This is a genomic window from Nonomuraea sp. NPDC050643 (assembly GCF_040654715.1).
GTDB lineage: Bacteria > Actinomycetota > Actinomycetes > Streptosporangiales > Streptosporangiaceae > Nonomuraea.
Window position 1 is genome coordinate 1 of sequence record NZ_JBFAIM010000125.1, and the last position, 19986, is coordinate 19986.

A 19986-nucleotide genomic window follows, 5' to 3' on the forward strand; every position below is an offset into this window, starting at 1 on the left:
ACACCCCACCCATCTGGCTCCAGCCCGGCGACCTCATCGAACTCGGCATCGACCGGCTCGGCAGCCAGCGCCAGCAGGTCGTGGGACCCCGCTAGCGTACTCATCGTCCCTGGCAGACCCTCTTCGAGAGAGCACGAGCGTGATCCATCCTGAACCGCGACGGCTGAGCACTCCCGATCCCGCCATCCTCGCAGCGGTGGAGGCCGCCGTGCCGGGGATCGCCCGGACCCGGGCCAGTGACCGGCTCGGCCTGGCCCATGACGCCTCCCACTATCTGCTCACCCCGCAGGCGGTGCTGGTGCCCGAGAGCGCCGGGCAGGTCGCTGCCCTGATGCGGACCGGCCTGCCGCTGACGTTCCGCTCGGGCGGCACCAGCCTGAGCGGTCAGGGAGTGAGCGAGCACCTGCTGGTCGACACGCGCCGCCACTTCCGCGGCATCGAAGTGCTCGACGACGGGGCCCGGGTGCGGGTGCAGCCGGGCGCGGTGCTGCGGCAGGTCAACGCCCGTCTCGCGCCCTACGGCCGCAAGCTGGGGCCGGACCCGGCCAGCGAGTCGGCGTGCACGATCGGCGGCGTCGTGGCCAACAACTCCAGCGGCATGACGTGCGGCACGCACGCGAACACGTACCGGACCCTGGAGTCGATGACGCTGGTGCTGCCCAGCGGCACCGTGCTCGACACCGGCGCGCCCGACGCCGACGAGCGGCTGCGCGCCCTGGCGCCCGAGCTGGCGGAGGGCCTGGCCAGGCTGCGCGACCGCGTCCGCGGCAACCCCGGCTCGGTGCGCCGGATCACCGCCCAGTTCTCCCTCAAGAACACCATGGGCTACGGCCTCAACAGCTTCCTCGACCACGACTCGCCCGCGCAGATCCTCGCCCACCTGCTCATCGGCAGCGAGGGCACGCTCGGCTTCGTGGCCGAGGCCGTCTTCCGCACGGTCCCGGCGCACCGGCTGGCCGCCACCGGCCTGCTCGTCTTCCCCACGTTGCGGGAGGCGATGGCCGCGATGCCCGACCTGGTCGCCGCCGAGCCCGCCGCCGTCGAGCTGCTGGACGCCGAGTCGCTGCGCGTCGCCCAGACCGACCCCAAGGCCGACGACGTGCTGCGCACGCTCGCCGTCACCGGCCACGCCGCGCTGCTGGTGGAATGGCAGGAGTCCCACGAAGACCTCCTGACCGTGCGCGAGCGCGCGGCCGAGCAGGTCTTCGCCGGCCTGCGACCGGCCGCCCCGGCCCGCCTCAGCAGGGAGAGCGGCGGCCGGGCGGCGTTGTGGCACATCCGCAAGGGCCTGTACGCCTCCGTCGCCGGCGCCCGCCCCAGCGGCACCACCGCCCTGCTGGAGGACGTCGCCGTGCCCGTGCCCGCCCTGGCCGACCTCTGTGACGACCTGGCCGACCTGTTCGCCCGGCACCACTACGAGCGCAGCGTCATCTTCGGCCACGCCAAGGACGGCAACCTGCACTTCATGCTCAACGAGCGCTTCGACACCGACCTCGAACGCTACGCGGACTTCACCGAGGACCTGGTCGAGGCCGTCCTCGGCCGGGGCGGCACGCTCAAGGCCGAGCACGGCACCGGCCGCGTCATGGCCCCCTTCGTCCGCCGCCAGTACGGCGACGAACTGTACGAGGTGATGCGCGAGGTCAAACGCCTGTGCGACCCCGCCGCCACGCTCAACCCCGGCGTCGTCCTCACCGACGACCCGCGTGCCCACCTGCGCGACCTCAAGACCGCCGTCACCGTCGAGCCCGAGGTCGACCGGTGCGTCGAATGCGGCTACTGCGAGCCCGTATGCCCCAGCCGCGACCTGACCACCACCCCCCGCCAGCGCATCGTGCTGCGCCGCGAACTCGCCGCCGCCCAGGCCGCCGGCGACCACGACCTCGCCCGCCGCCTCGAAGACGAATACGGCTACGACGCCGTCGACACCTGCGCCGTGGACGGCATGTGCGCCACCGCCTGCCCCGTCCTCATCAACACCGGCGACCTCACCAAACGCCTGCGCGCCGAACGCCACGGCCGCCTGGCCCAGAAGGGCTGGAAGGGCGCCGCCGGCCACTGGGACGGCGTCACCCGCGCGATGAACCTGGCCCTGGACACCGCCGCCGCGGCCCCGCCCCGCCTCACCGAAGGCGCCGCGACGGCCGCCCGCGCCCTCATCGGCGCGGAGACCGTCCCGGCCTGGAGCCGTGACCTGCCCGGCGGGGGTGCCCGCCGCCGCCCGGCCCCGGCGGACGACGCCGACGCCGTCTACCTGCCGTCCTGCCTGAACACGCTGTTCGCCCCCGCCGACGGCGGCCCCGGAGTCATGACCGCCTTCCAGCGCCTGGCCGAACGCGCCGGCCTGCGGCTGCGCGTGCCCGACGCCATCGCGGGCCTGTGCTGCGGCACGCCCTGGTCATCGAAGGGCTACACCGACGGCCACGAGGCGATGCGCGGGCGTGTGCTGGACGCCCTGGCCACCGCCACCGACGGCGGCCGCCTGCCCGTCATCAGCGACGCCGCCTCCTGCACCGAGGGCTTCGACCGCCTCACCGACGCCGCCCGTCCCGCTCACCACGTGATCGACGCGGTCGCCTACACGGCCGACCACATCCTGCCCCGCCTGCCCCGGCCCGGGCGTCTGGCGTCCCTGGCCCTGCATCCGACCTGCTCCTCCACCCGCCTGGGCCTGAACGCCGCCATCACCCGCATCGCGCAGGCCGTCGCCGAGCGCGTCGTCGTCCCCGACGACTGGCAGTGCTGCGCCTTCGCCGGCGACCGTGGCCTGCTCCACCCCGAGCTGACCGCCTCGGCCACCCGTGCCGAGGCCGCCTCCGTCCGCGACGCCGACTGCGCCGCCCACGCCTCGGTCAACCGCACCTGCGAGCTCGGCCTGACCCGGGCCACCGGCAAGCCCTACCGGCACCTGCTCGAACTCCTCGACCAGGCCACCACCTGAGCCCGGTTCCGTCAGCGCACCGCGTGCTCCCGGACCCGCGTGCTCTCGTGCCGCGCCCGCTGCTTTCTGCGCCGCCGTCCCAGGAACCACCCGATCCCGAGCGCGGCCAGCCCGATCGGCGTGGCCGCCAGCCGGCGCGCCACCATCAGCTTCAGGAATTTCTTCATGGGATCCGACTGCCCGAGGGCGGTGTGTTCACTCACCTGCGATGGGGGCGGTCGGGGTCTCCGTGGGCTCGCCGGGGTCGGGCGGAGCGGCCACGCCCACCGTGATCACCACGGGGCTGCCCGCCGCGCCGCACACGCCCGGCTGGACGCTCTGCGCCAGAACGGTCCCCACCTGTGACTCGTCCTCCACCACCTGGTCCTTCGTCTGCACCGTGAATCCGGCCGCGCTGAGCGCGGCCCGCGCGTCCTCGCGGGCCTGACCGACGACCGCCGGGGCGGTGGCGCCCTTGAGCGCCACGGTGAGCGACACCGCGGTGCCACCCTGGACACGGCGGCCGGCCTTCGGCGTGCTGGACAGCACCCTGCCGTTCGGTTCGGCGGAGCACGACCGGGTGACGGCGCCGACGGTGAGCCCGGCGCCGGTCAGGGCCGCCTCGGCGGCCCTGCGCTGCATGCCCGCCACCGCCGGTACGGCCAGACCGGCCGACACCTGCAGCGACACCGTGCTGCCCTTGCGCGCGAACGTGCCGGAGGCGGGCCTGCTGCTCAGCACCTGGCCGATCCTCCGGGGTGAGTCGACCCGGGTCACGGGGCCCAGGACGAGCCCGGCCTTCTTGACCGCCTTGCTCGCCGCGCCCTTGTCCAGGCCCGCCAGCAGCGGGATCGCGACCGTGGGCGGCGGGGCCACCGGCGGGTCGATGACGGGCTCGCGTGGCCCCTGCGACTGCTTGGCCGTGGGAGGTTCGGAGGTCGCCGGAGGTTTCGAGGTCGCCGGCCGGGACTTGGCGGGGACCGGCGGGCCGCCCGCCTGCGGGCCCGGCAGCGCGTCGCTCCTGTTCAGGGTGGGGATGACCAGGGTGAGCAGGACGACGGCGGTCACCAGCAGCGCCGCGCAGACCGCGATGGCCGCCCTGGGCCAGCCCCGGCTCGGGCCTTCGCCGCCGGCCGGGTCCGGCAGCCGGTATCCGCCCGGCGTCCCGGTCGTCTCGGGCTCGGCCAGAGGACGTCCCGCTCCCGACCCGTCCGCCGAAGCACGCGGCGCCGAGTCGGCCGTGGGAGAGCGGGGCGCGGAGCCGATCGGAAGAACGTGCGGCCCGGAGTCGGCCGGTGGAACCCGCAGGTCGGAGTCTGCGAGTGGAACGTGCGGGTCGGAGTCGCTCGACGGCGCGCGCGGCTCCGGGATGAGCGGTGCCGGGGCGCGCAGGATGTGCGGCGGAGGAGAGCGCAGCACCTCCGCCGGCACCTCCTGTGACGACTCCCCCAACAGCTCGAAAAGTAACTCCCGGCTGCTCGGCCGATTCCGCGCGTCCTTGTCCAGGCACGCGTCCACCAGCGTCCGCAGCCGCCCCTCCAGCCGTCCCAGCGCGGGCTGCGCCGTCAGGATGCGGTGCAGCACCGGTGCCACCGAGTCCTGCCCGAACGGCGCCGAGGCGTTGGCCGCGAAGCACATCGTCGCGCCCCACGAGAACACGTCCGCCGCCCCGGTGACCGCCAGCGCGGTGATCTGCTCGGGCGCCATGTACGCCGGTGTCCCCACCCCCCGGCCGCTCACCGTGGCGGCCGCGTCCAGCGCCCTGGCCAGTCCGAAGTCGATCACCCGGGGCCCGTCCGAGCCGAGCAGCACGTTCTGCGGCTTGAAGTCCCGGTGCACGATGCCCGCCCGGTGGATCGCGGCGAGCGCGGTGGCCGTGCTGACCGCCAGCCGCTCCAGCGCGCCGTCTCGCCGGGGCCCGGTGAGCGCGACCTCCCGCTGCAGGGAGGGCCCGTCGACGTACTCGCTGACGATGTACGGACGCCCCTCGTCGAACCCGGCGTCGATCACCTGGGCCGTGCAGAAGCGGGCCACGTGCTTGGCCAGCTCCACCTCCCGCAGGAACGCCGCCCGCTCGTCCCCCACGGGCCCATGCAGCAGCTTGACCGCGTATGCCTCGCCGCTCAGGGAACCGAGGAAAACCGTGCCTTGACCACCCTCACCCAGGCGTCCGGAGAGCTCGTACTCCCCGAGTCGCTGCGGGTCCCCCGTTCTGAGCGGCTGCGCCGTTGGCACGGGGCGCCTCCCCTCGCCGCCACCCCTTCTGCTCTCTACTGAAAGCAACGGGCCGCGAACAGTCAACCGTGCTCAAGACAATCGCCGCCTGACCGTGACACAGCTGGTCAAGAAGCGCGGGCGACCTTGCCTGAATACGTCACTTCGTCCTTACCCTCGCGAGTCACCTTGATGGCCATCTGGTTCGCGTCGGACGTCGGGACCATACGCAGCGTGCCCGGATAGCACTCCGAGCCCGTGACCCGATCGAGGGTGAAGAACGTCCCGCTGCGGGTGAGCCTTCCGGAGCACTTCAGGTCCGCGCCCCACCGCATGGCCCCGTCGCCGTCGCCGCCCAGCCGCAGCTCGATGGGGAAGATCCGGTCCGCGGTGAGGTGCTCGGCCGACCCCGTCCAGGTCCCTTCCAGGCTCTCCGCGCCGCGCAGCCAGTACGTGAACCCGGCCACCCCCATCAGCACACCGGCCACCGCCACGGCGACCTGCCAGGCCCGGACCCGCCGCCGTACGGGCGGGCCGGACGTGGCGGTGATCGCGGGAAAGCTCGTCGTCGGGTTGGGATCGGTGGTCACGCCGGGCGCGGCCTCGGAGGCTCCGAGCCCGACGACCATGCCGGGACGCGTGGTGGCATAGGCGCCGACAGACGTGCTCGCGGCGGGGCCGACGGCGGCCATCGCGCCCGTGGACAGCACGTCGGCCTCGTCGGCGCTCTGTCCCAGCAGCCGCCGCAGCGCCTCCTCGGCGTCCGGCCGCTCCCCCGGCTCCGGCGCCAGGCACGCCCGCACGATCTCCCGCAGCCGCCCGTCCAGCGAGCCCAGGTCAGGCTTGCCGTACAGCACCCTGGCCAGCACCTCGTGATGCGTGTCGGCCCGGTACGCGTGCCGCCCCGTCGCCGTGTACGCCACCGTCAGCGCCCACGCCCACATGTCGGCGGGCGCCCCGGCCGGCTCGCCCTTCATGCGCTCGGGCGCCATGTACGCCGGCGTCCCCACGGGCATGTGGCTGGTCGTGACGGTGGTGTCCGCGAGCCGGGACACCCCGAAGTCGATCACCCGTGGCCCGTCGATGCCGAGCAGCACGTTGCCCGGCTTGAAGTCGCGGTGCACCACCCCGGCCCGGTGGATCGCCCCGAGGGCGGTGGCGGTGCCGATGGCCAGGCGTTCGAGCGAGCCGCCGGTCCGCGGCCCCTCGGCGATCACGTGCTCGCGCAGTGAGGGGCCCTCGACGTACTCGCTGACCAGGTACGGCCGGTCGCCCTCGAGGTCGGCGTCGAGCAGTTGCGCCGTGCAGAACGCCGCCACCCGGCGCACCGCCTCGACCTCGCCCAGGAACCTGCGCCGCACGTCCGCGTCCCCCGACAGGGTGGCGTGCAGCAGTTTGACCGCGACGTGCGCCCCCTGCGGTGACTCGCCGAGATAGACGACCCCCTGGCCACCCTGGCCGAGCCTGCTGATCAGCCGGTACGACCCCAATCGCCGCGGGTCATCGGCACGTAGCTCGGACATATCTTGCAATTATGCCCGCCTTTATAACAGTGCGGCGTAATCGTCCAGGACGGGCATCACCACATCGACCGGCCCGCTGGGCAGCGTGGCCACCGCCTCGTCGATGCCGAGCCGGGCGAAATAGTCGAGTTTCTCGCGCGTCGGCCGCGTGCCGAACGGGATCACCTTCGCCATCGGCCGCTCCGCCTTCTCGCACGCCTCGCGCAGCGCGGGCAGCGCCGCCCTGATGCCGTGGCCGCCGATGGGCATCCAGCCGTCGGCGTACTCGGCGACGTGGGCGAACAGCTTCGGCCCTGCGGCTCCGCCCACGTGCACCGGCGGCCCGCCCACGGGTTTCGGCCAGGACCAGGACGGCTCGAAGCCGTCGAAGGAGGCCACCTCGTCGCGCCACAGCGCCCGCATCGCCATGACGTTACGGCGGGCCACCTCGCGGCGGCGCGCGTACGGGACGCCGTGGTTCTCGATCTCCTCGACGTTCCAGCCGAAGCCGACGCCGACCACCACGCGCCCGCCGGAGAGGTGGTCGAGGGTGGCGATGGCCTTGGCGGTGACGATGGGGTCGCGCTGGGCGGCCAGCAGGATGCCGGTGCCCACGCGCAGCCGGGTGGTCGCGGCGGCGGCGAAGGAGAGGCCGACGAGGGGATCGAGCGTGCGTTTGTACTCCTCGGGCAGCTCGTCCTGGCCGGCGGCCGGCGGGGTGCGCCGCGAGACCGGGATGTGGGTGTGCTCCGGAACGTAGAGCGAGTCGAAGCCCCGCTCCTCCGCCGCCCTGGCCAGGTCCTGGATCGGCATGGCTCGATCCGTGGCGAACATCGTGACCCCGAGCCTCATGCGACCTCCTACGAACCAAGCGATTGCTCGGTTAAGATTTCCAGAGTACCTTGCAGAAGACCATCCCGCGGAAAGAGGTCCCCGGTGAAGTTCTCTATCTTCCTGAATCCGCAGATTCCAGGCTCTGGTTACGCGGCCGAGGAGAACGCCAAGGCCAAACGCCCGATCGGGCGCGACACGGAGTCGTACCAGAAGCTGCTGCACGAGGTACGGGAGATAGCCGTCCACGCCGACCAGATCGGATTCGACGCGCTCATGATGACCGAGCACCATTTCCACTCCGAAGGAATGGAGTTCTCGGTCAACCCCCTGATGTTCCTCACCGACCTGGCCGCCCGGACCGAGCGGATCCTGCTCGCGCCGCTCGGCCTCGTGCTGCCCGCATGGGACCCGATCAGGGCGGCCGAGGACGTGGCGCTGCTCGACCAGTTCAGCAAGGGACGGCTGCGGCTGGGCGTGGCGCGCGGCTACCAGAACCGCTGGATGAACGTCCTGGGCCAGCGCTGGCACGCCGCCGCCGCCCGCTCTGACGGCTCGGCCAGCGACACGCGTAACTTCGACGTCTTCGGCGAAGTGCTGAAGATCATGAAGATGGCGTGGACCGAGGAGACCCTCCGCTACAAGTCGGACGTACTGGACTACCAGGTCCCCTACCCGTACGACGGCATCGAGGGCTGGCCCGCCATCGAGTGGACGCGCACGTTCGGCGCGCCCGGCGAGCTGTCCGAGGACGACAAGGTGCAGGCGGTGTCCGTCTGCCCCAGGCCGTACCAGAACCCGCACCCCGAGCTGTGGCAGCCGTTCACCATCTCGGACCGGTCGGTCATCAGGGCCGCGCAGGAGAACATCCTGCCGTGGATGTTCACCCCCAACCCCGACGACCACGCCGCCAAGGCCAAGCTGTACCAGGAGGAGTCCGCCAGGCAGGGGCGCCAGTACAAGCTGGGCGAGCACACCGGCATCCTGAAGATCGTCGGGATCGCGGACACCACCCAGGAGGCCATCAACACCTTCGGCCGCAGCATCCCCAAGGACTTCGCCGCCTTCTTCGGCCCGTTCGGCTACCTCGAGGTGCTGCGGAAGAAGGAGGACGAGAAGCACAAGCCCATCTCCCCCGAGAAGGGCGACGCCAAGCGCATGAACGACGTCGAGATGGCCCTGTTCGGCACCCCCGACGACGTCAAGCGCGGCATCCAGCGCATGCTCGACCGGATGCCGGACCTGGAGTGGTTCGGCCTCTACATGCAGGGCCAGCAGGGCGTGCTGCCCCTCGACACGGTCAAGCGCAACCTCGAACTGTTCGCCACCAAGGTCGCACCGGAGTTCCGATGAAATTCTGGCTGGGAGCCTCGTTCGTCGACACCGACCAGTTCCTGGAGCTCGCGCGGGCGGCCGAGCGGTGCGGGTTCGACACGTTGACGCTGTCCGATCATCTCTTCTACGCGGACTTCGCCTCGCCGTACCCGTACTCGCGGTCGGGTCGGCCGCGCTGGGACGCGCGTACGCACTGGCCGGACGTCTGGGTGACGATCGGCGCCATGGCGGCCGTGACCACCACGCTCCGCTTCTCCCCCAACGTCTACATCGCGCCCGCCCGTGACCTGTTCACCGTGGCCAAGCAGGTCTCCACGGCGGCGGTGCTGTCGGGCGAGCGGGTGACGTTCGGCGTCGGGGTGGGCTGGTGCAAGGAGGAGTTCGTCGGCACCGGCCAGGACTTCCACACGCGCGGCAAGCGCCTGGACGCGATGCTACCGGCCCTGCGCGCCCTGTGGACCGGCGAGACGGTCACCGTGGACGACCTCCCGCCGCTGTCGATCTCCCCCACCCCCTCGGGCCCCATCCCCGTGTACGTGGGCGGCGACAGCGACGCGGCCCTGCGGCGCGCGGCCAGGCTGGGCGACGGCTGGATCGGCAACCGCATCTACACCGAGGAGCAGTTCGACGAGGTGCTCGGCACCCTGCGCGGCCTGCTGGCCGACAACGGCAGGTCCATCGACGACCTTGAGATCATCGCGCCGCTGGCGGTGCTCCCGGACGCGGACACCTACCGCCGCTTCGCCGCCAAGGGCGTGACGGGGACGATGGCCGCCCCGTGGTGGCTGGCCACCCCCGAGGAGAAGGCCCGGTACGGCGAAGGCACCCTCGAGCTCAAGATCGCCACCATGGAACGCTTCGCCGAGGAGGTCATCGCGAAGATGTGAGGCCCAGCTCCTCCATAGCCAGCTCCACCAGGTCGGGCGGTATCTCGGTCACCGCCCCGACCCGGGCCAAGGCCGCCAGCCCGATCCTGCGCGCCATCCGCTCGCGCGCCCTCCGGCCTCAGGTCTGACCACGAAACCGCCCGGAATCCCCGTCACCCCCACGTGGACCTGACTCCCGGCCGCACGGCCGGGACCAGGGCCAGGGGCACGTCGCGGCGGGGCAGCGCGGCGGGAGCGCGCGAAGGGCCGAAGGGGCACACCTCCGCCAGCCACGGCACGAGCCGCCCGCGCTCGACGAGGCCCGTCAGTTCGGAGATCGCATGCCCGGCCGCGTTCGCCTCTCGCGGCGACACGAGCCCGTCGCGCGCCCCTTCCGCCAGCTCCTCCAGGTCGCACACCTCGTACGACGTCCCGTCCGCGCGCACCAGGATGTCCGCGAACAGGTCGACGGCATAGACGGCGTCGCCCTCGTATCGCATCGGCGTGGCGATGTCGCAGTTGAACGCGAACGTCGCGGCCCCCGGGCTCGGCCCTGTCTCCACCAGGTTCCCGGGCAGGTCGGTCGTCACGTTGACGTCCGTCACCTGCTCGACCTCTTCCGGCGAGAACCCCTCGAAGACCTGACGGCTGATCCCGCCGAAGATCGGCGGCAGCCGGGTCATCCCGGCCGTGTCCGTCCCGAGCCGGCTCTTCAGCAGGCTGGGCGTGCTGTCGCCACGCGCCGCAGACAGCTATCAGGTTACCGTCGCTTTATGGACGTTCTGATCATGGGAGGCGGGATCGCCGGACTGTGCCTCGCCCACGGCCTACGTCAGGCAGGTCTCCACGTCACCCTCTTCGAACGCGACCCCGCACCCGCCCACCGCCCCCAGGGCTACCGCGTCAGCCTCAAGGACACGGGCGTACAGGCGTTGCGCGCCTGCCTCCCCGGCAACCTGTACGACCTGACCGTGGCCACCTCGATCCGCCCGGCCACCCGCCTGATCTTCATGGACCACACCCTGCGCCCCAAGTTCGCCAAGGACCTGCCGCAGACCCTGCCCGGCATCGACGGCCTCGGCGTCAACCGGCTCACGCTGCGCGAGATCCTCATGACGGACCTCCCGATCCGCCTCGGCATGGACTACCAGCGCTACGAACCGCTCCCCGGCGGCCGCGTCCGCGCGCACTTCGCCGGCGGGCACACCGTGGACGGAGACCTGCTGGTCGGCGCGGACGGCGTCGGCTCGCGCGTACGCGCCCAGCTCCTGCCCAAGGCCGTCGTCGACGAGCTCGGCTGGGCCCTGTACGGCCGCACCCGGCTCACCCCCGGCCTGCTGGCCGCCACGCCCCCCGAGCTGATCGACTCCTTCAACCGGATCACGGCCCCCGACCGCACGGCCATGGCCATCGCCACCTGCCGCCCGTTCACCCCGGTCCCCGAGGCCGTGGCCCGGCACGCCCCCGGAGCCCAGGTGACGAACGTCCCCGACCACCTCTCCTGGACCCTGAACGTCCCGCGCCCCGACGGGCTGCTGCACCGGCAGGCCATGGAGGCCGTACGCGGGTGGCACGAAGGCGTCCAGCGCGTCGTGCGCGAGGCGGACCCCGGCGACACGTTCATCCTGCGCACCCACTCCGCCCAGCGCGTACAGCCATGGGACGAGCCCGCCGTCACGCTGATCGGCGACGCGGTGCACAGCATGAGCCCGGGCCGGGGCGAGGGCGCGAACGTCGGGTTACGCGACGCCCGGCTGCTGAGCGAGGTCCTCGCGCAGGGTCGGCCCAAGGCCGAGTACGAGCACCAGATGCTCGACTACGCCTTCGCCGCCGTGGAGGCGTCCCTGGAACATCCGTTCAAACCCCTGGACGGAGGGGGTGTCACGGGACGATAGCCTCGTGTGGTGCTGGAAAAGATCGCAGCCACCCGTTATGTGACCCCATTGCGGGAGGGCGGGTCGCTGCCAGGCGTGGTCGAGGCCGACGACCTGGGCACCTACGTGGTGAAGTTCCGCGAGGCGGGTCAGGGCCGGCGGGTGCTCGTCGCCGAGATCATCTGTGCCGAGCTGGGCCGGCGGCTCGGGCTCAAGACGCCCGACCTCAAGCTCATCGACCTCGACCCCCAGATCGGCATCAGAGAGCCCGACGAGGAGGTCCAAGACCTGCTCAAGGCCAGCACCGGGCTCAACCTGGCGGTCGACTTCCTGCCCGGCGCGCTCGGCTTCGAGCCGCTGGCCTGGGTGGCGGATCCCGTGTTCGCGGCCAGGGTGGTGTGGTTCGACGGCCTCATCCACAACATCGACAGAAGCTGGCGCAACCCCAACCTGCTGGTCTGGCACCGCGACACGTGGCTGATCGACCACGGGGCGGCGCTCTGGTTCCACCACAACTGGAAGACGGCCGACCCTCAGCGGCCGTTCGACGCCGGTGACCACGTGCTCGCGCCCTACGCGGGCGACGTGCGGGCGGAGGGCGCCGAGCTGGCCCGGAAGATCACCCGGGAGCTGCTGGAAACGGTCACGGCCCTGGTGCCGGACGAGTGGCTGGCCGACGAGCCGGGCTTCGACTCGCCGGCGGCCGTGCGGGAGGCGTACGTCGGCCATCTGCTCCAGCGGGCCGACGGCGAGTGGCTCGTGCGCGGCGAGCAGCATCAGGGCCGCGCGCCGGGCCCGGGATCGGTCGGCGCGTTCTGGCGGGGAGGCGGCGACCGGTGACCAGAGACGTCTACGAATACGCGGTGATCCGCGTGATGCCCAAGGTCGAGCGGGGCGAGCTGATCAACGCCGGCGTGCTGCTCTACTGCCAGCCGCGCGACTACCTGTGCGCGCGAGTCGAGCTCGACCCGCTCCGGCTGCGCGCCCTCGATCCGCACGCCGACATCGACGCGATCCACCGGGCGCTCAGCGCGTACGAGCTGGCCTGCGGCGACGACGCCGGGCCGCTCACGGGCGAGTCGCTCGGCGGCCGGTTCCGCTGGCTGACGGCGCCGCGCAGCACGATCGTCCAGACGGGCCCGGTGCACGCCGGCCTCACCGCCGAGCCCGGCACCGAGCTGGCCCGCCTGTTCGACAAGCTGGTCCGCGTCTAGAACAGGCGGATGGCGCAGGCGTCTAGAACAGGACCGACATGAAGGTGTCGACCTCGTGGAAGCCCACCTTGCGGTAGACGGCCCGCGCCGAGCCGTTGAAGTCGTTGACGTAGAGGGTGACCACGGGGGCGAAGCAGCTCATCGCCGCCTCCACCACGGCGGCCATGCCCGCCACCGCGTGACCCCTGCCCCGCAGGTCGGGGGCCACCCAGACGCCCTGGATCTGGCACGCCTGCGGCGTCACGGCCCCCACCTCGGCCTTGAACACCACCCGCCCGCCCTCGATCCGCGCGTAGGACCGCCCGATCCTGATCAGCTCGGCCACCCGCGTCCGGTAGAGGGCGCCGCCGTCACCGAGGTTGGGCGAGACCCCGACCTCCTCGGTGAACATGGCCACGCACGCCGGCAGCAGGATGTCGAACTCGTCGGGCCGCACGCGGCGCACCATCGGGTCGGCGGGGACCGGCGGCTTCTGCGAGGTCGCCATGACCGGCTGCGCCCACCGGATCGCGCGGGCGCGCCCCCAGTGCGGCTCCAGCCGCTCCCACAGCAAGGAGACGGCGTCGACCGGGCCGACGAGGGACGAGCAGCGCCTCCCCTGTTTGCGGGCGCGGTCGGCGAAGGCGTGCACGGCCTCAGGACCGGCGTTGACCGGCACCATGTTGGCCCCGGCGTAACAGAGTGACACAAGGCCACCGCGCGGCCCGAATCCCCACATCTGCCCGCCAAGCCTCGCCGGGTTGAGTCCGACGGCCCGCACCCGGGAGGAGACGAAGACGTTGGCGACCGGATCGTCGTCCAGCAGGGCGAGAACTTCGTCCCGGTCGCTGTCGTCGAGCACGCGCGACGCCGATGTACGCAGCATCACACGGTCAGACTACGCGAAGGGTCACCGATTAGCTCATCCGGCACTGCCGACGGTAACCCTTTCTTGACGTCAGCTCTTGCCGGTGAGCCCTCCGAGCACTCCGAGGACGCCGAGCAGCCCCTGCGACTGCGGAGTTTCCGACGTCATGTGCGCGGCCGGACGCGGCTGAGCGGGCGCGGCACACGTGGCGCCCCGCCCCGGCAGCGTGCCGTCCTTCAGGTACGCCCCCAGGTGCCCGTCCACACAGGTGTTGCCGGTCAGCGAGATCCCGTGGTTCCCGCCCCCCTCGACCACCATCCGCGAGCGCGGGAACAGCTTGGCCATCTCCAGCGCCCCCTTGTACGGCGTCGCCGCGTCGTCGCGCGACTGCAGGATGAGGATCGGCGGCAGCTTCGGCGACCCGTGCACCTGCACCGGCTTGCCGGCCGGAACCGGCCAGAAGGCGCAAGGGGCGTTGAACCAGGCGTTCGGCCAGGTCAGGAACGGCGCGCGGCGGTGCATGGCGGTCATGTCCGTCCGCCAGCGGTCCCACTTGCGCGGCCAGCGCGCGTCACGGCACTGGACGCTGAGGTAGATGGCGTACCCGTTCTCGTCGTCGGCGTCGTTCGTGCCGTGCGTGTTGTAGATCTCGGTGAGGCCCTTCACATCGCCCTGGCGCACGTACGAGGACCAGGCCTGGGCGAAATGGGGCCAGAGCTTGTCGCTGTAGCCGGCGAGGGTGAAGGTGTCGTCGAGCTCACTCGGCCCCACGACCCCACCCGCCGGCCGCGCGCGCAACCGGTCGCGCATCGCGTAGTAGGCGAACGACGTCTGCCGGGGAGTGGCGCCCAGCTTGTAGACGTCGTGGTGCCTGGCGGTCCAGGCCAGGAACTGGCGGTGACGGCGCTCGAAGGCGCGGTCCTGGTTGAGGTTGGACTGGTACCAGACGCCGGTCGGGTCCACCGTGCTGTCCATCACGAGGCGCTTGACCCGGTTCGGGAAGAGGGTGGCGTAGACGGCGCCCAGGTAGGTGCCGTACGAGTAGCCGAGGTAGCTGATCTTCTCCTCGCCGAGGGCGGCGCGGATGCGGTCCATGTCCCTGGCGGAGTTCTCGGTGGTGAGGTGCGGCAGCAGCCACGCCCAGCGGTTGCCGCAGCGGCTCGCGTAGTCGGCGGCGCGGCGCAGCAGCACCCTCTCCTCGGCCGCCCCGCGCGGCACGGCGTCCGGCCGCGGGGCCTTGTAATAGGTGGCCGGATCCACGCAGTGCACGGCCGGGTCACTCCCGCCGACGCCCCGGGGGTCGAACCCCACGATGTCGTACCGCTCGGCCACGTCCACGGGCAACTGCGTGGCCACGTACGAGGTCAGCTCCCGCCCGGAGGCCCCTGGCCCGCCGGGATTGATCAGCATCGTGCCCAGATGGCCGGCGTCCCTGGACACCTTGGCCTTGATCCGGTTGAGCGCGATCTTGACCGACTGCCCCATGGGCTCGCGGTAGTCGAGCGGCACCCGTACGGTGGCGCACTCGAGATCGGCCGCCACCGCCTTGCCCGCCACCGTGGGACAGGCCCCCCACACCACCGCGGCCGGCGCCCCCTGCCCCGCCACCGCACCGTCCGCACTCACGACCCCGGCGACCAGCACCACCAGTCCGGCGACAACCCCAACTACCCGCTTCACCCGGCCCCCTTCCCTGTCATAGGCCTTGCGATGCTCCCGCGAGCGATCAGGTGGTGACGCAGGGTATGGGGAAATGCTTGCCGTTCTGTAATCCTTCTATGGCACTGCGTAATCGCCCTATCGCGTACGCACGGCTCGTGCCGTCAGATGGTTCGCGCAGCACTCGAGCACACCGGCACGGAACTGGGCGAACGACCGGTTCCGGCCGAGCGGGCGAGCCACCAGCCCGAGTTCGGCGCCTTCTCCAGGATGAGCGGCGCGTCGGACTCCCGATGGCGGCCGCTCGAAACCTCGGTCTTCAACACCTTCTTGGGGTCGCTGACGCGTCCTGTGTCCTTGCCTCGATACTTGGCGGGAACCGACCAGGATGAAGAGAACGCGGTCAGCGCGTCGGGAAAGAGCAGCAGCCACGCCTCGATCTCGGCGACGGCCAGAACGTAATGGGCCGTCCCCGAGCGCATGGCGGCCGCCAGGGCTTTCTCGACCCTCTCCCGGATCTCTGGATGCTGGTCGCTGTCCACGCCGTCCAGATCTTCGTGCACGAACACACCTCCAGAGAGAACAACCGATGATCGACCACCGCGCCCACCCGCTCCACCCCTTCGGCTCAGCCAGCGGCAACAGGGCTACGCGTGCCCGCCCTCCACGTCGCGCTCCGGCAGAGCCGCGCGCTGGAGCCACATCTGATCACTGCGGTGAGGGAAAGGGCGATCGTCGCGCCGTTGCCGACGATCGGGCATCGGGTGTGGGCCCGTCTCCAGGCCCACGCCCGATGAATCGTCAGCCGACCGTGACCGTCGGGCCGGCGTCGTCGTCGAGGTCCACCTCGACGCCCATCTCGTCGGCCAGCCTCAGGGCCTCTTCGATCAGCGTCTCGACGATCTGCGACTCCGGCACGGTCTTGATGACCTCGCCCTTGACGAAGATCTGGCCCTTGCCGTTGCCCGAGGCGACCCCCAGGTCCGCCTCCCGGGCCTCGCCCGGACCGTTGACGACGCAGCCCATCACGGCCACCCGCAGGGGCACCTTCATGCCCTCCAGGCCCGCCTGGACCTGCTCGGCCAGGGTGTAGACGTCGACCTGCGCCCGCCCGCACGACGGGCAGGAGACGATCTCCAGGCCGCGCTCGCGCAGGCCGAGCGACTCCAGGATCTGGCCGCCGACCTTGACCTCCTCCACGGGGGGCGCGGACAGGGAGACGCGGATCGTGTCGCCGATGCCCTCGGCCAGCAGGGCGCCGAAGGCCACCGCCGACTTGATCGTGCCCTGGAAGGCGGGGCCGGCCTCCGTGACGCCCAGGTGCAGGGGATAGTCGCACTGGGCGGCCAGCAGGCGGTAGGCGTTGATCATGACGACCGGGTCGTTGTGCTTGACCGAGATCTTGATGTCGCGGAAGCCGTGCTCCTCGAACAGGGAGCACTCCCACAGGGCCGACTCGACCAGGGCCTCGGGGGTGGCCTTACCGTATTTCTGCAGGAGGCGGGGGTCGAGGGAGCCGGCGTTGACGCCGATGCGGATCGGGACGCCGTGGTCGGCCGCCGCGCGGGCGATCTCGCCCACCTTGTCATCGAATTTCTTGATATTTCCGGGGTTCACCCGGACGGCCGCGCAGCCCGCCTCGATGGCGGCGAACACGTACTTCGGCTGGAAATGGATGTCGGCGATCACCGGGATCTGCGACTTCTTCGCGATGATCGGCAGCGCGTCGGCGTCGTCCTGCGACGGGACGGCCACGCGCACGATCTGGCAGCCCGACGCCGTGAGCTCGGCGATCTGCTGCAAGGTGGAGTTGACGTCGGCGGTCACCGTCGTCGTCATCGACTGCACCGACACGGGGGCGTCGCCGCCCACGGGCACGCTGCCGACCATGATCTGGCGCGAGTGGCGGCGTTCGGCGAGCGGCTTGGGGCGGACCGACGGGATGCCGAGAGCTACAGGAGACATTTCAACCCTTAATGTGACGACGCTTTCCAGTTTAGGTAGCTAGCGGGACTGCCCGGCTGTGAGTTCCGCCGCACGGGCACGTGCCCAGGCATCGGCCGCCAGCACCTCTTCCACGGAGTCGGCGGGGGTCACCCGGTGCTCCTCGACGACCTTGGCCACGGTGTCGACGATGGCCAGGAACGGCAACTCCTCCCGCATGAACGCGTCGAGGCACACCTCGTTGGCGGCGTTGTAGACGGCCGGCGCGGTGCCGCCCTCGCCGCCGACGTGCCTGGCCAGCGCGACGGCGGGGAACGCCACGTCGTCGAGCGGCTCGAACGTCCACGTGTGCGCCTTGGTCCAGTCGATGGGCCGGGCGGCGCCCGGGATGCGATGCGGATGGCCGAGCGCGAGCGCGATCGGCAGCCGCATGTCGGGCGGGCTGGCCTGGGCGATGGTGGAGCCGTCGACGTATTCGACCATGGAGTGGATGATCGACTGCGGGTGCACCACGACCTCGATCCGGTCGAAGGGGAGGTCGAAGAGCAGGTGGGCCTCGATCACCTCCAGCCCCTTGTTGACCAGGGTGGCGGAGTTGATCGTGATGACCGGACCCATGGACCAGGTGGGGTGGGCCAGCGCCATCTCCGGCGTGACGTCGGCCATCTCGTCGCGCTTCATGCCCCTGAACGGCCCGCCGCTGGCGGTGATCACGAGCTGCTCGACGCACGCGGGGTCGTAGCCGCCGGGACCGGCGGCCCACAGGGACTGCTGCACCGCGGAGTGCTCGGAGTCGACGGCGAGGAGCTGCCCGGGGGCGGCCAGCCGCTTCACCAGCGGCCCACCGATGATCAGGGACTCCTTGTTGGCCAGGGCGAGCAGCCGCCCCGCTTCGAGCGCGACCAGCGTGGAGGTCAGCCCGAGCGCGCCGGTGATGCCGTTGAGCACCATGTCGCACTGCCAACCGGCCACCTCCGCGACCCCCTCCGGGCCGCCGAGCACCACGGGCCGGGCGCCGTGCGCCGCCAGCGCCTCCTTCAGCGCCGGTACGGCCGAGGCGTCGGCCACCGCCACCGCCTCCACCCCGAACCCGGCCGCCTGCCTGGCCAGCAGATCAACCCTGCCACCCCCGGCGGCCAGCCCCGCGACCCGGAAACGGCCCGGGTTGGCGGCGATGACGTCGAGGGCCTGGGTGCCGATCGAACCGGTGGAGCCGAGCACGACGACGGAGCGGAGGGTCTCTGCATGCACATGTCCATTGTCCCCGCTGCTCGGCGCGCTCAGGCACGTGGCCCCCGCCGGCGTCGAATTCCCTGCCTTATGGGACCCGAGATAACCCAGTGAATTCATACCGGAATAGCGCCATATCGGAATTCGCAAGTCTCGAGAAATCTGGATATCGCGGCGGCTACCTTCCCAAGCCCACGTCCGGGTTCGGGAGGTACGTAATGCGCCGCGCAGTCACCCTGTTCTCCCTCGTCGCGCTCGTCCTGGCGCCGGCCGACAGCTTCACAGACAGCTTCGCCCCGAACTGGATGTTCGGCCCCCTACTTCGGGAACGACGCCCAGGCCGTCTACCAAGCAGCTCACAGCACCAACGCACTCTGAGGAATTTACCGAAAGTAGTCACAAGAACACATCTCGTGGTGCACACTCGGGGTCCATGACCCTGAGCACCCCCCTGCTTGCGGCCGCCCCGCTCCTCGCGGGGTTGATCGGTCCCGCGCTCCTTGGCGCGGCTCCCGGTCCGCAGCAGGCCGATCGATCGGCCGTCGTGCCCGCCCATACGGCCAGGCGGAGCGACATTGTCGAGCACGTGGCCGCCCGCACCGCCGCCGACCAGCGGCGCGTGCTCGACTATTGGACGCCGGAGCGCATGGCCAAGGCCCTCCCGATCGGGCTGCTCGGCGTCGTGACCGACGGCGGCCTGCTGGGCGGGCTGACGGGCCGGGCGGGCGTGCGCACCACCCCCGACCTGACGGGCAGACAGGCCGATCTCACCGTTCCGCGCAAGCTCATGGGCTCACACCAGTTGACCGCCGCCAGACCCGACTCCAGCACGATCGGCTCCCGCTGGGTCACCGGCGGCCTGGTGGCCAAGACCACGGGCCGGGTGTTCCTCACGCTGGCCGGGGCCGACTTCGTCTGCTCGGCCAGCACCGTCAAGAGCGCCAACAGGGACGTCGTGGTCACCGCGGGCCACTGCGTCAAGGACGGCGCGGGCGAGTGGGCGGCGAACTGGACGTTCGTCCCCGGTTACCGCATGGGCGGCGGGCACCCCTACGGCCAGTACACCGCCCGCCGCATGTTCGTGGCCGGGCCGTGGTCGCGCAGCGGCGACGACAACCACGACGTCGGCATGGTCGCCCTGGCCACCTCGGGCGGCAGGCACGTGGCCGACGTGGTGGGCACGCAGGAGATCGTGTTCAACCCGGCGCGCGGCGGGCAGGCGTTCGGCTTCGGCTACCCCGCCGACCCGCCGTACGACGGCGACCACCTGGTCTACTGCGCGGGCCGGCTCAAGGACGACCCGTACGGCCAGACCCGCGACCAGGGGCTGGGCTGCGACATGACGGCGGGCTCGAGCGGCGGCCCCTGGATGACGAGGTTCGACCCGGCCACCGGCAAGGGCGTGATCATGTCGCTGAGCAGCTTCAAGTACAGCGACGACCGCCGCACCATGTACGGCCCCTACTTCGGCGACGCCGCCAGGGCCCTGTTCAACACGGCCGAGAGGGCCTAGCCGCCACCGTCGTGGCGGGCCACGTCCGCGGCCCGCC

17 protein-coding genes and 1 pseudogene are annotated in these 19986 nt (G+C 71.6%); 7 read left to right on the plus strand and 11 right to left on the minus strand.

Features of this window, described 5'->3' with window-relative positions; all coding sequences use genetic code 11:
• Positions 1–139 precede the first annotated feature (139 nt).
• Entirely contained in the window at positions 140–2941 is a 2802-nt protein-coding gene (locus AB0I15_RS65210) for an FAD-binding and (Fe-S)-binding domain-containing protein (RefSeq protein ID WP_358120392.1), read from the plus strand.
• Positions 2942–2952: 11 nt separating this feature from the next.
• Here AB0I15_RS65210 and AB0I15_RS65215 read toward each other — a convergent pair whose 3' ends face one another.
• From AB0I15_RS65215 to AB0I15_RS65235, 5 genes and pseudogenes are all read right to left on the minus strand, one after another.
• Positions 2953–3108 carry a DUF6203 family protein gene (locus AB0I15_RS65215; protein WP_358120395.1) on the minus strand — a complete coding sequence of 52 codons (156 nt, stop codon included), beginning with the start codon at positions 3106–3108 and terminating at the stop codon, positions 2953–2955.
• A gap of 28 nt (positions 3109–3136) precedes the next feature.
• Positions 3137–4372, minus strand: coding sequence for a PASTA domain-containing protein (locus tag AB0I15_RS65220; protein ID WP_358120433.1), 1236 nt, complete (start codon positions 4370–4372; stop codon positions 3137–3139).
• A gap of 66 nt (positions 4373–4438) precedes the next feature.
• Positions 4439–5155, minus strand: a pseudogene (locus AB0I15_RS65225) (serine/threonine-protein kinase); the annotation flags it as partial.
• Between the two features lie 107 nt (positions 5156–5262).
• Positions 5263–6657, minus strand: a complete 1395-nt coding sequence (locus AB0I15_RS65230) for a serine/threonine-protein kinase (RefSeq protein WP_358120397.1) — start codon at positions 6655–6657, stop codon at positions 5263–5265.
• Between the two features lie 21 nt (positions 6658–6678).
• A complete protein-coding gene (locus tag AB0I15_RS65235) occupies positions 6679–7488 on the minus strand; it encodes a TIGR03619 family F420-dependent LLM class oxidoreductase (RefSeq protein WP_358120400.1) in 810 nt (269 codons plus the stop codon).
• Positions 7489–7572: 84 nt separating this feature from the next.
• Between AB0I15_RS65235 and AB0I15_RS65240 the strand changes: the two genes are divergently transcribed.
• Both AB0I15_RS65240 and AB0I15_RS65245 read left to right on the plus strand, forming a co-directional pair.
• Positions 7573–8820 carry an LLM class flavin-dependent oxidoreductase gene (locus AB0I15_RS65240; protein ID WP_358120402.1) on the plus strand — a complete coding sequence of 416 codons (1248 nt, stop codon included), beginning with the start codon at positions 7573–7575 and terminating at the stop codon, positions 8818–8820.
• Positions 8817–9689, plus strand: a complete 873-nt coding sequence (locus tag AB0I15_RS65245) for a TIGR03619 family F420-dependent LLM class oxidoreductase (RefSeq protein ID WP_358120405.1) — start codon at positions 8817–8819, stop codon at positions 9687–9689. Before AB0I15_RS65240 ends, AB0I15_RS65245 begins: the two co-directional genes overlap by 4 nt.
• Positions 9690–9841: 152 nt before the next feature.
• Here AB0I15_RS65245 and AB0I15_RS65250 read toward each other — a convergent pair whose 3' ends face one another.
• The gene (locus AB0I15_RS65250) at positions 9842–10351 is read right to left on the minus strand and encodes a DUF402 domain-containing protein (protein WP_358120408.1); all 510 of its coding nucleotides are present in this window, start codon (positions 10349–10351) and stop codon (positions 9842–9844) included.
• 90 nt (positions 10352–10441) lie between these two features.
• On the opposite strand from AB0I15_RS65250, the gene AB0I15_RS65255 reads away from it, so the two are divergent.
• From AB0I15_RS65255 to AB0I15_RS65265, 3 genes are read left to right on the plus strand one after another with little or no spacing between them, the layout of a single operon-like run.
• Positions 10442–11563, plus strand: a complete 1122-nt coding sequence (locus AB0I15_RS65255) for an NAD(P)/FAD-dependent oxidoreductase (RefSeq protein ID WP_358120411.1) — start codon at positions 10442–10444, stop codon at positions 11561–11563.
• 9 nt (positions 11564–11572) lie between these two features.
• The gene (locus tag AB0I15_RS65260) at positions 11573–12382 is read left to right on the plus strand and encodes a HipA family kinase (protein WP_358120413.1); all 810 of its coding nucleotides are present in this window, start codon (positions 11573–11575) and stop codon (positions 12380–12382) included.
• Positions 12379–12756, plus strand: coding sequence for a DUF3037 domain-containing protein (locus AB0I15_RS65265; protein ID WP_358120416.1), 378 nt, complete (start codon positions 12379–12381; stop codon positions 12754–12756). The genes AB0I15_RS65260 and AB0I15_RS65265 overlap by 4 nt, the downstream gene beginning before the upstream one ends.
• 22 nt (positions 12757–12778) lie before the next feature.
• Here AB0I15_RS65265 and AB0I15_RS65270 read toward each other — a convergent pair whose 3' ends face one another.
• From AB0I15_RS65270 to dxr, 5 genes are all read right to left on the minus strand, one after another.
• A complete protein-coding gene (locus AB0I15_RS65270; protein ID WP_358120436.1) occupies positions 12779–13621 on the minus strand; it encodes a GNAT family N-acetyltransferase in 843 nt (280 codons plus the stop codon).
• Between the two features lie 72 nt (positions 13622–13693).
• Positions 13694–15283, minus strand: coding sequence for an alpha/beta hydrolase (locus tag AB0I15_RS65275; protein ID WP_358120419.1), 1590 nt, complete (start codon positions 15281–15283; stop codon positions 13694–13696).
• 143 nt (positions 15284–15426) lie between these two features.
• Positions 15427–15825, minus strand: coding sequence for a hypothetical protein (locus AB0I15_RS65280; RefSeq protein ID WP_358120422.1), 399 nt, complete (start codon positions 15823–15825; stop codon positions 15427–15429).
• A gap of 238 nt (positions 15826–16063) precedes the next feature.
• Positions 16064–17227 carry a flavodoxin-dependent (E)-4-hydroxy-3-methylbut-2-enyl-diphosphate synthase gene (gene ispG / locus AB0I15_RS65285; protein WP_358120424.1) on the minus strand — a complete coding sequence of 388 codons (1164 nt, stop codon included), beginning with the start codon at positions 17225–17227 and terminating at the stop codon, positions 16064–16066.
• A 39-nt stretch (positions 17228–17266) separates the two neighbouring features.
• Positions 17267–18457, minus strand: coding sequence for a 1-deoxy-D-xylulose-5-phosphate reductoisomerase (dxr, locus tag AB0I15_RS65290; RefSeq protein WP_358120427.1), 1191 nt, complete (start codon positions 18455–18457; stop codon positions 17267–17269).
• A 412-nt stretch (positions 18458–18869) separates the two neighbouring features.
• Between dxr and AB0I15_RS65295 the strand changes: the two genes are divergently transcribed.
• The gene (locus AB0I15_RS65295; protein ID WP_358120430.1) at positions 18870–19949 is read left to right on the plus strand and encodes a hypothetical protein; all 1080 of its coding nucleotides are present in this window, start codon (positions 18870–18872) and stop codon (positions 19947–19949) included.
• Positions 19950–19986: the final 37 nt, after the last annotated feature.